Consider the following 12703-nt stretch of genomic DNA (forward strand, 5'->3'; position numbering starts at 1 on the left):
ATGAGATCGCCACACGTGACGGTGTCCGGTCGTCCGTCGCCTACTTCGGGCCCTTGGCGTTGCCCTGTCCGCGGCCCCGGTTCTCGCCCGAGTTGCCCGGAGCGGTGCTGCCCGTGGCGGTCGAGGTGTCACCGGTGGGGGCGGAGGGCGCCGCCGTGGGCGTCTCCTCGGCGTCGTCGGCACCGTCGGACGCGGACGAGCTCGCCCCGATGTCGGGGGTGTCCGTGCGCGAGGGATCGGTGGCCTTCGACGCGCCGGGGCCGACGGAGTCGGCCGGCTCCACCGGCTCCCCCAAGGTCGGGCTCGTACGGTCGTGCCCGCCCTGCGGGTCACCCGAGGACGAGCCGGACAGGGAGAGGCCGGCCACCAACGCCGCCGCCGACACCACCGAGACCGCGCCGGCCGCGACCAGGATCCGGCGCGGGCCCCGGACGCGCGCCTTGCGCCGCGAACCGCGACCGGCACCCGGAGCCCGGTGGCCGCGTGGCTCTTCCCTGCCCGGGGCGGGCTCCTCGGTCACCGGGGGCAGCTCGGCCGTCGCGTCGAACGCGTTCTGCCATCCGTGCGCGGCCGCGGGGTCCGCGAACTCTTCGTACACGGGGGAGGCGTCGTCGGCCGCGGGTGGTACACGTTCGGCGGCGTCGACGGGGTCCCGTTCTCGTTCTCCGGCGGCCTGGACATGACCGCGAATTCTAGGGACGTGAGGGGCCTCTGGGACAGCTACCGCCGATAACAGCCCAAACCCCCGCGTCTCACGTGTCGGAAAACACGACCCGGGGGCCGTTACCGGGCCGTAAGCTCCTTGACATGCAGGTGATCCAGTCGACCAAGCTCGCCAACGTCTGTTACGAGATCCGGGGCCCGGTGCTCGAGGAGGCGATGCGGCTCGAGTCGGCGGGGCATCGGATCCTCAAGCTGAACACCGGGAACCCGGCGGCGTTCGGCTTCGAGTGTCCGCCCGAGATCCTGGAGGACATCCTCCGCAACGTGTCGTCGGCCCACGGGTACGGCGACGCGAAGGGGCTGCTCGCCGCGCGCCGGGCCGTCGTCATGCACAACCAGACCCTCGGCATCGAGACGGACGTCGAGCACGTCTTCATCGGCAACGGCGTCTCCGAGCTGATCGTCATGGCGATGCAGGGGCTCCTCGACGACGGGGACGAGGTCCTGGTGCCCGCGCCGGACTATCCGCTGTGGACCGCCGCCGTCTCCCTGTCCGGCGGTACCGCCGTGCACTACCGGTGCGACGAGCAGTCCGACTGGATGCCCGACCTCGCCGACGTCGAGCGCAGGGTCACCGACCGCACCAAGGCCATCGTCATCATCAACCCCAACAACCCGACGGGGGCCGTGTACGACGAGGCCATGCTGCGGGGGCTGACGGACATCGCCCGGCGGCACAACCTCCTCGTCTGCTCCGACGAGATCTACGACAAGATCCTGTACGACGACGCCACCCACACGCCCACGGCCGCCGTCGCTCCCGACCTGCTCACCCTCACCTTCAACGGCATGTCGAAGGCCTACCGGGTCGCCGGGTACCGGGTGGGCTGGATGTCGATCTCGGGCCCGCGCGCCCACGCCGACTCCTACATCGAGGGCCTCACCATCCTCGCGAACATGCGACTGTGCGCGAACATGCCCGGTCAGCACGGTGTCGTGGCCGCGCTCAGCGGGCGGCAGACCATCAATGACCTGGTGCTGCCCGGGGGGCGACTGAAGGAGCAGATGGATGTCGCGTACGAGCTGCTGACGCAGATCCCCGGCGTGACATGCGTACGGCCGAAGGGGGCGCTGTATCTCTTCCCGCGCCTCGACCCGAAGGTCTTCAAGATCAAGGACGACCGGCAGATGGTCCTGGACCTGCTGCGGAGCGAGAAGATCATGGTCGTTCAGGGCACGGGATTCAACTGGCCCGAATCGGATCACTTCCGGGTGGTGACCCTGCCGACGGTCACGGACCTGCGGGACGCGATGGGACGGATCGGGCGGTTCCTCGACGGGTACGGCCAGCCCTGACGGCCCCGGCCGGGCACTCACGCTCCGTGTGCGGGCGCCCCTGTTTTGTGACACGCTCAACTTTAGACGAAATCTAAGCTAGGATGGTTTCCTGTCAAAGCACAGGAGGCCATCCCCATGTACGAACCGATCCGCACCAAGTCGGTCCACAGCACGATGGCCGGCACCACCTCCGACTTCCCCCACCGGTCGCGCGAGGAGGAGCTGGACATCCAGCTCGCGGGCCACCTCGCGGCGCTGCTCGCCGTCACCGACGAGCTGCGTGCGCAGGCCCCGTCCGCCGACCTCGACGAGGCCGCCGAGCGGCTCGCCGGGCAGGTGGCCCGGCTGCGGGGCGGACGTACGCCGGCCCGCGCGGCTGCCGCCGGCGGTGACGCGAGGCTCGCGGCGCTGCATCACCGGGCGCATGCCCTGGCGGGGCGGGCGCTGGTCGTCGCGGCCTCCCGGGCGGACACCGCTGCCGCGATCCTCGCCGCCGAGCGGATGGACGCGCACGCCGCCGCGCAGCCCGAGTCGCAGGAACTGACCGGCGTCGGCTGACACACCCCCCCCCGAACGGCCCCGGTCCGCGTGCACCCGCAGCGACGCGCGGACCGGGTGCCACAGCACTGCGTTGGCTTCGGCCGGGTTCGCCTGTTCGTCTGTTCGTCTGTTCGCCGTGATGGTCTGTGTCGTGCGGCGGCTGCGGGTTGTCTGTGGCTTGTCGCGCAGGTCCCCGCGCCCCTGAAAGCAAAAGACAAAAGCCGCGTTGCCCGACCCGTGGCATACCGGGACCGGTAATACACCCCTCGTTCACCCCCCGCGGCGGGGAACGTTGGATTCCGCGAGCACTCTCCCCGGCGTGAGACGAATTGCAGGAATCGTCCTCGCGGTGTTGCTGATCGGTGGCGTGGTGGCCGCCGTCGTCGCGGGCCGCAGTGATGGGGACACGAGCACGGCAACGAAGACCGTGCGCGCGGTGATCGGATCGGAGAAGGCGGAGTTCTTCGCCGATCCCGACGTGGTGCGGGCCCTCGCCGCCAAGGGCTACACCGTGAAGGCCGAGACCTCCGGGTCCTGGGCCATGGAGGGACTCGACCTCGCGGGGTACGACCTCGCGCTGCCGTCGAGCCAGGCGCCGGCCGCCGAACTCGCCGCGAAGTACAAGGTGACGGGGACTCTCCCCCGCCCCTTCTACTCGCCCCTCGTCGTCGTGGCGCACAAGAGCGCCGCCGAGGTGCTCGCGGCGAACAAGCTCGCCACCCTGGACACCGAGCACCGCGGCACCTTCGCGATGGCCGCCTATCTGGACGCCGCCCGGGCCGACCGCACCTGGCAGCAGCTCAAGGGCGCCGGGAAGTACGGGGAGTTGACGGGCACGCTCTACCTGTCCAGCACCGACCCCGAGACCTCCAACTCCGGCGCCCTCTACCTCGCCGCGGCCTCCTATGTCGCGAACGGCGGCAAGGTCGTCGCCTCCGGCGCCGAGGTGGACCGCACCTCGCCGCTGCTGCACAAGCTGGTCAGTGTGCAGGGCGCCCAGCAGTCCAGCAGCGACGCCGCCTTCCGCGACTTCGTCAGCGGGGCCGGAAATCCCCTCGTCGTGGTCTACGAGTCCCAGGTGGCCTCGCTGCTGACGGACGGGCAGCAGCAGGGCGACCTGGTCGTCCTCTACCCCGACACCACGGTCAACAGCGACCACACGGCCGTACCGCTCACCGAGAACGGCAAGGCGGTCGCCGAACTCCTCGCCACGGACCCGACATTGCGGGCGCTGGAGGTCAAGCACGGGTTCCGCCCGCAGGGCGAGGTCACCGAGTTCGCCTCGGACACGACGTATCTCAAGAAGGAACTGACCGGCGTCCGCCAGGCGCCCGTGCCCACCGCCAAGGTGCTGCACGAGCTGGCGCGACGGGCGCGCGGATAAGGGGGGCAGCACCTCATGAACAACAGCGACGACGATTTCGTCCTCACTCCGCCCGAGCCCGTGGCCACCGTGCCGCGCGAGAAGGCCGGCGGACTCGTCCCGGTCGACGAGGGCGTCCGCACGGACATGGCGAAGAAGGCATCCGCGTACGTGGAGGGGCTCGCGGCGCTCGACGCCCGCTCCCCCGAGTTCGCCGGCAAGGTCGGTGAGATCACCGGCCTCGGCGCCGGCGAGATGCGCAGCGCCGCCGCGCAGTCCAACCGCATGCTGGAGCGGACCATCCGCAGCCTGCCGGACCGGGGCGGGGACGCCCAGTCGCAGGTCGCGGGCTCGCTCGTGGAACTGCGGCGGGTCGTGGAGGACCTGGACCCGCGGGACCTGCCCGCCTCCAAGGGACGCAAGTTCCTCTCCAGGCTTCCCGGCGGCAACAAGCTGCGCGACCACGTCGCCAAGTACGCCTCGGCCCAGGGGACCCTCAACAAGATCGTCGGGTCGCTGCGGGGCGGGCAGGACGAGCTCCGCCGCGACAACGCCGCCCTGCAGACCGAGCGGGTGCGGCTCTGGGAGACCATGGGCAAGCTCCAGGAGTACGTCGTCCTGACGGAAGCCCTGGACACGGCGGTCGGGCAGCACATCACCGGCGTGGAGACACAGGACCCCGCGCAGGCGGACAACCTCCGGGCCGACATCCTCTTCCCCGTCCGGCAGAAGCACCAGGACCTGCTCACCCAGCTCGCGGTGTGCGCGCAGGGCTACCTCGCCATGGACGTCGTACGACGCAACAACGAGGAACTGATCAAGGGCGTCGACCGGGCCGCGACCACGACCGTCTCGGCGCTGCGCATCTCCGTGATGCTGGCGTCCGCCCTCGACAACCAGAAGAAGGTCATCGAACAGGTCAACGCCCTGCGCGGCACGACCGAGGACCTCATCCGGGGCAACGCCGAGATGCTCGCCACGCAGAGCGGCGAGATCCAGCGCATCGCCGCCGACCCGGCCGTCGGCGCCGAGACCCTGCGCTCGGCCTTCCAGCAGATCTACCGCACCCTCGACGCCATCGACACCTACAAGGTGCAGGCGACCGAGGCGATGGCGACGACGGTGGAGAACCTGACCGCCGAACTGCAGCACGCGAGCGCCTTCCTGGAGCGCAGCCGCTCGCAGGGCGCGCTGGAGGGCGGCCTCGGATGAGACACACCCCATACACCCGACACACTCGACGCCCCGGGCGCCTGCTCGCCGTCGCTCTCGCGGCGGTGGCGCTGCTGGCGGGCTGCACCGCGCAGAAGGGCACCGACGATCCGGACCCGAACGCCCCGCAGCCCGGCACCCTGCGTGTCCTCGCCTCCAGCGAGCTCAGTGACATGACCCCGGTCCTCGACCGGATCGCCGGCGACACGGGCGTCAGGATCCGGCCCACGTACATGGGCACTCTCGACGCCGTCGAGATGCTGGCGAAGGGCAAGGTGGACGGGGAGTACGACGCCCTGTGGCTGTCCTCCAACGACTATCTGCGGCTGCGCCCCGACGCGGCGAAGAAGGTCGTGTCGGAGACGCCGGTCATGTCGAGCCCGGTCGCCCTCGGGGTCAGGACCACCACCCTCGGCCGGCTCGGCTGGAAGCCGGATGACGTCACCTGGTCGCAGATCGAGCAGGCCGTCCAGGACGGCAGGCTGACGTACGGCATGACCGACCCGGCCCGCTCCAACTCCGGTTTCGCCACGCTCGTTTCGGTGGCCTCGGCCCTCTCCGGCGCCCAGTCCGCGCTCACCGACGCCGACGTCACCAAGGCCACGCCCCGCCTGAAGGAGTTCTTCAAGGGGCAGAAGCTGACGTCGGGTTCGTCGGGCTGGCTGGCGGCGGCGTACGAGCGGCGCGGGAACGTCGACGCGCTGCTCAACTACGAGTCCGTCCTCAAGGGCATCCCGGGCCTGACCGTGATCCGCCCCAAGGACGGCGTCGTCACCGCCGACTACCCGCTCTCCTCCCTCGCGTCCACCGACGCCGCCACCCGCGAGGACGTCCGCCGTGTCACCGAGGCCCTGCGCACCGACGACCTCCAGCGGCTGATCACCGAGCGCACCCACCGCCGCCCCGTCGTCGCCTCCGTCCGCCCCGGACCCGGTCTCGACACCAGCAGGCGGCGCGAGCTGCCCTTCCCGGGCAGCCGTTCCGTGGCCGACGGCCTGCTCGACTCGTATGAGAACGAGCTGCGCCGCCCGTCCAGGACGGTCTACGTCCTCGACACCTCGGGCTCGATGGAGGGCGACCGGCTGGAGCAGCTGAAGCAGGCGCTCTCCGACCTCACCGGCGACTTCCGTGAGCGCGAGGAGGTCACGCTGATGCCCTTCGGTTCCGATGTGAAGAGCGTGGCCACGCATGTCGTCGATCCGGCCGACCCGAAGGCGGGGCTCGCCGGGATCCGCGAGGAGACCGACGCGCTGAGCGCCGAGGGCGACACGGCGATCTACACCTCGCTGGAGAAGGCGTACCGGCATCTGGGCGCCGGCCGTTCCCAGGACACCTTCACGTCGATCGTGCTGATGACGGACGGCGAGAACACCACCGGCGACAAGGCGGCGGACTTCGACTCCTTCTACGCGGGGCTCGACCGCGACCGGCGGGAGACGCCCGTCTTCCCCATCCTCTTCGGCGACTCCGACCGCTCCGAGCTGGAGCACATCGCCGAGCTGACCGGCGGCCGCCTCTTCGACGCCCAGGAGGGCTCGCTGGACGGCGCCTTCGAGGAGATCCGTGGCTACCAGTAAGGCGTTCGCGTATCTGGAGTCCCGCAAGAACATCGCCGGAAGCGCGTGCGGGCTGGTCGGCGTCGTGCTGACCTTCACGGGCGTCGCGGGACCGTACTGGCCCGTCGTCGTCGCCGGTCTGTACGGCGCGGGCGCACTGATCGCCCCGCCGGAGCGGCCCGCGCCGCCCGACTTCCCGGGCCCGTCGGCCCAGCTCGACGAGGTGCGGGGCGACTTCGAGAAGCTGCGCGGCTATCTGGCGGGCATCGAGCTGTCGGTCACGGCAGCCGCCCGGCTGCGTGAACTCACCGAGCTGCTCACCGCGTTGCTGGACCGCGGCTGGGTCGCCGAGCTGCTCACCCACGACCCGGAGGGCGTGCACGTGCTCTCCCGGATCGTGCGGCGCGATCTCCCCGAGGCCGTCGACAGCTTCGTACGGACGCGCTGGTGGACGCGGATGACGCCGGGAACCGAGTCCCCCGAGCTGCATCTGGAGCGCCAGCTCGGTCTGCTGAAGAAGGACGCCGAGCGTCTGGCGGCGAGCCTGCACGAGGTGGAGGCCCGCCGCCAGGAGACCCACACCCGGTATCTGGAGGACCGGGGCGGGACGCTGTGAGCAGGCGAGGGCCTGTCGTCGCGTTGCTCCCGTCGGGGCGGACGGGAGCGTGCGACGACAGGCCCACAGCCCCGCACGTCGTTGTACGGAACCTCGCCGGTCTGTGGTGCTGTCACCGCGGCCGGCCGTGACGATATTGCTGGTCAGGGCACAATCGGAGCCGGCCGCGGCGTCTTTGGGGGCTGGTCAGCCCAGGCGCTGCACCAGAGCGCGGTACTCGTCCCACAGCTCCTTGGGCGTGTGGTCGCCGAAGGTGTTCAGGTGGTCGGGGACGAGCGCGGCCTCCTCGCGCCAGACCTCCTTGTCGACGGTGAGGAGGAAGTCCAGGTCGGCGTCGGCCAGTTCCAGGCCGTTCGTGTCCAGGGCGCCCTTGGCCGGCAGGATGCCGATGGGGGTCTCGACGCCTTCGGCCTTGCCGTCGAGGCGCTCGACGATCCACTTCAGGACGCGGCTGTTCTCGCCGAAGCCGGGCCAGACGAACTTGCCCTCGTCGTTCTTGCGGAACCAGTTGACGTAGTAGATCTTCGGGAGCTTCGCCTGGTCCTTGTCCTTGGCGACGTCGACCCAGTGGCCCATGTAGTCGCCCATGTTGTAGCCGCAGAACGGCAGCATCGCGAACGGGTCGCGGCGCAGCTCGCCGACCTTGCCCTCGGCGGCGGCGGTCTTCTCGCTGGCCACGTTGGCGCCGAGGAAGACGCCGTGGTTCCAGTCGAAGGACTCCGTGACCAGGGGGACGGCCGTGGCGCGGCGGCCACCGAACAGGATCGCCGAGATCGGCACGCCCTTGGGGTCCTCCCACTCGGGCGCGATGATCGGGCACTGGGCGGCGGGGACGGTGAAGCGGGCGTTCGGGTGGGCGGCCGGCGTCTCGCTGCCCGGCGTCCAGTCGTTGCCCTTCCAGTCCGTCAGGTGGGCCGGAGTCTCCTCCGTCATGCCCTCCCACCAGATGTCGTTGTCGTCGGTGAGCGCCACGTTGGTGAAGACCGAGTTGCCCCACAGCGTCTTCATCGCGTTGGCGTTGGTGTGCTCACCGGTGCCGGGCGCGACGCCGAAGAAGCCGGCCTCGGGGTTGATGGCGTACAGCCGGCCGTCCTCGCCGAAGCGCATCCAGGCGATGTCGTCGCCGATCGTCTCGACGGTCCAGCCGGAGATCGTGGGCTCCAGCATGGCGAGGTTGGTCTTGCCGCAGGCGCTCGGGAAGGCGGCGGCGACGTACTTGGCCTCGCCCTGCGGCGGGGTGAGCTTGAGGACCAGCATGTGCTCGGCCAGCCAGCCCTCGTCGCGGGCCATCACGGAGGCGATGCGCAGGGCGTAGCACTTCTTGCCGAGCAGGGCGTTGCCGCCGTAGCCGGAGCCGTAGGACCAGATCTCGCGGGTCTCGGGGAAGTGGGAGATGTACTTGGTGCTGTTGCACGGCCAGGGCACGTCCTGCTCGCCCGCCTCCAGCGGCGCTCCGAGCGTGTGCACGGCCTTCACGAAGAAGCCGTCCTCACCGAGCTCGTCGAGGACGGGCTGACCCATGCGGGTCATGGTGCGCATGGAGACCGCGACGTAGGCGGAGTCGGTGATCTCGACGCCGATCGCGGAGAGGTCGGAGCCGAGGGGGCCCATGCAGAACGGGACGACGTACATCGTCCGGCCGCGCATCGAGCCGCGGAAGACGCCCTTCTCACCGGCGAAGATCTCCCGCATCTCGGCGGGGTCCTTCCAGTGGTTGGTCGGGCCTGCGTCCTCCTCCTTCTCGGAGCAGATGAAGGTCCGGTCCTCGACGCGGGCGACGTCGGTCGGGTCGGAGGCCGCGTAGTACGAGTTGGGGCGCTTGATCGGGTCGAGCTTCTTGAAGGTGCCCTTCGCGACGAGCTCCTCGGACAGACGCTCGTACTCGGCCTCGGATCCGTCGCACCAGACCACGCTGTCCGGCTGCGTCAGTTCAGCGATCTCGTTCACCCACGAGACCAGCTCCCGGTGGGTGGTGGGTACGACGGGGGGAGCCGCGATGTCGCGCGCCACGGTTGCTCCTAAATGAGGGGTTTTTGTCCTGAATATGCCCTTGTATGCCCCGTGGGGGCCGCGACCCGGATGCTTCGCGGACTGATCTGCCGTGGATCTTCCGCGCTCATCCGGTGCCGACCGCACTCATTTGATCATCCGACGCGTCCGCGCATATGTCCAGAGGGCGTCACAGGTGAGCGGCGTGAGCATCGCCACTCATCCCGATGTTTTCGATGCGTCACCGCGGCTTCACCCCGGGTGTGCCCCGGCGGGTACCCCATGAGACGATGGCCACTTCGGGACACCCATCTCGCCGCCCTGATACGTAACTTACGGTTCCGTAGGTACGATGCAGGGCATGACTGCGCCCGTCCCCGACGCACCCTCGGACACGCCGGCCGCCGGCCGCGACTCCGGCGCGCCCTCCTTGCAGCACCAGATCGCGCACCACGCCCAGCAGCTCTCGGACGAGATCAAGCCGAGACTCCGCGGCTGGCTGCACCTCGGCATGTTCCCGGCCGCACTCGTCGCGGGCCTGGCACTCACCGCCCTCGCGGACTCACCCCGGGGTCGTCTCGCCTGCGGGATCTACGCCCTCACGGCCTGTCTGCTGTTCGGCGTGAGCGCGCTGTACCACCGGGGCAACTGGAGCCCGCGCATGGACGGCATCCTGCGCCGGCTCGATCACGCCAACATCTTCCTGATCATCGCGGGCACGTACACCCCGCTGACGATGCTGCTGCTGCCGGGCGCCAAGGGGCAGTGGCTGCTGTGGGGCATCTGGGGCGCGGCCGCGGCGGGCATCGTCTTCCGGGTGTTCTGGGTCGGCGCCCCGCGCTGGCTCTACACCCCCTGCTACATCGCGATGGGCTGGGCGGCCGTCTTCTTCCTGCCGGACTTCATGCGCACCGGCGGCATCGCGGTGCTGGTCCTGGTGATCGTCGGCGGCCTCCTCTACAGCGCGGGCGGCGTGATCTACGGCATCAAGCGTCCGAACCCGTCACCGCGCTGGTTCGGCTTCCACGAGGTCTTCCACTCCTTGACGCTGGCGGCGTTCGTCGTGCACTACGTCGGGATCTCACTGGTGGCGTACCAGCACGCGTAGCCCACCGCACAGCCTCTTCGAGGGCCACGGCTTCCAGGCCGTGGCCCTTTTTCGCGTCCAGAAACGTTGACAGTCGCAGGATATTGACAGTCTTACTCTTTTGAGAGTTACTCTCATTTCATGCCTACTGTCACTACGGATGCTCGCCGCTGGTGGGCGCTCGGCGCCCTCGTCGCGAGCATGCTCACGCTCGGCTTCGACATGACGATCCTCAACGTGGCGCTGCCGACGATGGCCGCCGACCTCGGCGCCACCACCGGGGAGCAGCAGTGGATGGCGGACGCGTACGTCGTCGTCTTCGCCGCGCTGATGCTGCCCGCGGGGCTCCTCGGCGACCGGTTCGGGAGGCGGCGGATGCTGATCACCGGGCTCGGCGTCTTCCTCGCCGGATCACTGGTCGGCGCGCTGGCGGGCGACGTGACCGCGGTGATCGCCGCGCGGGCCGTGATGGGCGTCGGCGCGGCCCTGGTCACCCCGCTCTCGCTGTCCGTGCTGCCCACGCTCTTCGGCCCCGAGGAGCGCGCCAAGGCCGTCGGCATCAGCTCGGCCGCCTCCGCGCTCGGCCTGCCGCTCGGCCCGATCATCGGCGGCTGGCTGCTGAACCACTTCTGGTGGGGCTCGGTCTTCCTGATCAACGTCCCGATGGCCGCGATCGGCATCGCCGCCTGCGTCTTCCTGCTCCCCGAGACGAAGGACCCCGCCTCCCCCAGGGTCGACACCGTCTCGACCGCCCTGGCCGCGTCCGGGCTCGGCGCCCTCGTCTACGGGATCATCGAGGCGCCCACCCGGGGCTGGGGCGACCCGCTGGTCCTGGGCATGCTCGGGGCCGCCGTGCTCCTGATCGCCGCGCTGGTGCTGCGCGAACGCCGGGTCGAGCGCCCCATGCTCGACATGACCCTGCTCACCCACCGCGGCTTCCTGTTCAACACCGTCGCCGCCACCCTGGTGACGTTCATCCTGACCGGCCTGCTGTTCGTGCTGCCGCCCTACCTCCAGGCCGTCCTCGGCCACGACGCGCTGGGCACCGGAGTGCGGCTGCTGCCGATGATGGGCGGACTGCTGGTCGCCTCCCGCCTCGCGCCGAAGGTCGTCGCCCGCTTCGGTGCGCGTGCCGCGGTGAGCGCCGGCCTGGTGGTGCTGGCCTTCGCCGGGCTCCTCGGCAGCCGTACGACGGCGGACTCCGGCTACGGATTCGTCGCGCTGTGGCTCACCGTCACCGGCCTCGGCTTCGGCCTCTCGCTCATCCCCGCCATGAACGGCGGCCTGAGCGCCCTGCCCCGCGACCGCGCCGGCAGCGGATCCGGGCTGCTGATGACCATGCGTCAGGTCGGCGGCGCGATCGGCATCGCCCTGCTCGGCAGCCTGCTCGCCGGCACCTTCCGGGACCGGCTCGACGTCACCGGGCTGCCCGCGAGCGCCGCCGACACCGCCGGGGAGTCCGTGGTCGCGGCGCATCTCGTCGCCGAGCGCGCCGGCTCGGCGGAGCTGGCGGCCTCCGCGAACAGCGCCCACGTCCACGGCATGGGCGTCGTGCTCCTGGTGTGCGGGATCGCGGCCCTCGTCTCCGCCCTGCTGGCGGCGGCGTTCCTGCCGGGCACGCCCGATGCGCATGAGCCCGAGAGCCCGGACATGGCCGCCGCGGGGGCCGATGCCCGACAATGAGCCCCATGACCCCCGCGCACTCCTCTCCCCTGACCGACCGTCCCCAGCTGGGGCTTCGTGAGCGGAAGAAGATCAAGACCCGGACGGCGATCCGGGAGGCGACGTACGCGCTGATCAAGGAGCAGGGCTACGACGCCACCACGATCGAGCAGATCGCCGAGCGTGCCGAGGTGTCGCCGTCCACGGTCTTCCGCTACTTCCCGACCAAGGAGGACATCGTCCTCACGGACGAGTACGACCCGGTCCTGCTGGACGAGTTGCGCAGGCGGCCGGCGGACGAGCCGTGGATGGAGTCGCTGCGGTACGTCATGAAGCTGGCCATCGCGGCCGCGACCGACGAGGAGCCGGAGGCCGTGCGGCTGCGGTCCCACCTGTTGGTCCAGGTCCCCGCGGTGCGGTCCCGGATGCTGGAGAGCATGTCGGTCACCGGCCGGATGCTCGGCGAGGCCATCGCCGAGCGCACCGGCAGAGCGCGGGACAGCTTCGAGGTGCGGGTCTTCACGATGTCCCTCATCGGCGCCCTCGCGGAGGTCTCCCTGTACTGGGCCGAGAACGGCTTCGAGGACGACCTCAACGACCTGGTCGACCGTGCCCTGGACGTCGTCGAGCACGGCCTGACCCCGGAAAAACCCTGAGGCCACAGCACGCTCCCGTGC

General features: G+C 70.4%; 11 protein-coding genes. 9 read left to right on the forward strand and 2 right to left on the reverse strand.

The window, feature by feature from the left end; genetic code table 11:
- Positions 1 to 40: 40 nt before the first annotated feature.
- Positions 41 to 598, reverse strand: a complete 558-nt coding sequence (locus OHT51_RS15975; protein WP_328879615.1) for a hypothetical protein — start codon at positions 596 to 598, stop codon at positions 41 to 43.
- Between the two features lie 209 nt (positions 599 to 807).
- Here OHT51_RS15975 and OHT51_RS15980 point away from each other — a divergent pair, with 209 nt between their 5' ends.
- The 6 genes from OHT51_RS15980 to OHT51_RS16005 all read left to right on the forward strand — a co-directional run bounded on the left by OHT51_RS15980 (position 808) and on the right by OHT51_RS16005 (position 7288).
- Positions 808 to 2019: a pyridoxal phosphate-dependent aminotransferase gene (locus tag OHT51_RS15980; RefSeq protein WP_328879616.1), complete on the forward strand. Its 1212-nt coding sequence runs from the start codon at positions 808 to 810 to the stop codon at positions 2017 to 2019.
- A 117-nt stretch (positions 2020 to 2136) separates the two neighbouring features.
- On the forward strand, positions 2137 to 2559 hold the full coding sequence (locus OHT51_RS15985) for an SCO4983 family protein (RefSeq protein ID WP_328879617.1): 423 nt from the start codon (positions 2137 to 2139) through the stop codon (positions 2557 to 2559).
- A gap of 301 nt (positions 2560 to 2860) precedes the next feature.
- Positions 2861 to 3925 (forward strand): substrate-binding domain-containing protein, encoded by a 1065-nt coding sequence (locus OHT51_RS15990; RefSeq protein ID WP_328879618.1) that lies wholly within the window; start codon positions 2861 to 2863, stop codon positions 3923 to 3925.
- 15 nt (positions 3926 to 3940) lie between these two features.
- Entirely contained in the window at positions 3941 to 5116 is a 1176-nt protein-coding gene (locus OHT51_RS15995) for a toxic anion resistance protein (protein WP_328879619.1), read from the forward strand.
- A complete protein-coding gene (locus tag OHT51_RS16000) occupies positions 5113 to 6693 on the forward strand; it encodes a substrate-binding and vWA domain-containing protein (RefSeq protein WP_328879620.1) in 1581 nt (526 codons plus the stop codon). The genes OHT51_RS15995 and OHT51_RS16000 overlap by 4 nt, the downstream gene beginning before the upstream one ends.
- Positions 6680 to 7288, forward strand: coding sequence for a hypothetical protein (locus tag OHT51_RS16005; RefSeq protein WP_328879621.1), 609 nt, complete (start codon positions 6680 to 6682; stop codon positions 7286 to 7288). The genes OHT51_RS16000 and OHT51_RS16005 overlap by 14 nt, the downstream gene beginning before the upstream one ends.
- 186 nt (positions 7289 to 7474) lie before the next feature.
- Here the strand turns inward: OHT51_RS16005 and OHT51_RS16010 are convergent, their stop codons facing one another.
- Complete coding sequence (locus OHT51_RS16010) at positions 7475 to 9298, reverse strand: phosphoenolpyruvate carboxykinase (GTP) (RefSeq protein ID WP_328879622.1); 1824 nt, start codon at positions 9296 to 9298, stop codon at positions 7475 to 7477.
- 340 nt (positions 9299 to 9638) lie between these two features.
- On the opposite strand from OHT51_RS16010, the gene trhA reads away from it, so the two are divergent.
- From trhA to OHT51_RS16025, 3 genes are all read left to right on the forward strand, one after another.
- Positions 9639 to 10385, forward strand: coding sequence for a PAQR family membrane homeostasis protein TrhA (gene trhA, locus OHT51_RS16015; RefSeq protein WP_328879623.1), 747 nt, complete (start codon positions 9639 to 9641; stop codon positions 10383 to 10385).
- Positions 10386 to 10505: 120 nt separating this feature from the next.
- Entirely contained in the window at positions 10506 to 12047 is a 1542-nt protein-coding gene (locus tag OHT51_RS16020) for a DHA2 family efflux MFS transporter permease subunit (RefSeq protein ID WP_328879624.1), read from the forward strand.
- A gap of 5 nt (positions 12048 to 12052) precedes the next feature.
- The gene (locus OHT51_RS16025; protein WP_443052491.1) at positions 12053 to 12682 is read left to right on the forward strand and encodes a TetR/AcrR family transcriptional regulator; all 630 of its coding nucleotides are present in this window, start codon (positions 12053 to 12055) and stop codon (positions 12680 to 12682) included.
- Positions 12683 to 12703: the final 21 nt, after the last annotated feature.

The sequence above is a fragment of the Streptomyces sp. NBC_00299 genome, assembly GCF_036173045.1.
GTDB classification, from domain to species: domain Bacteria; phylum Actinomycetota; class Actinomycetes; order Streptomycetales; family Streptomycetaceae; genus Streptomyces; species Streptomyces machairae.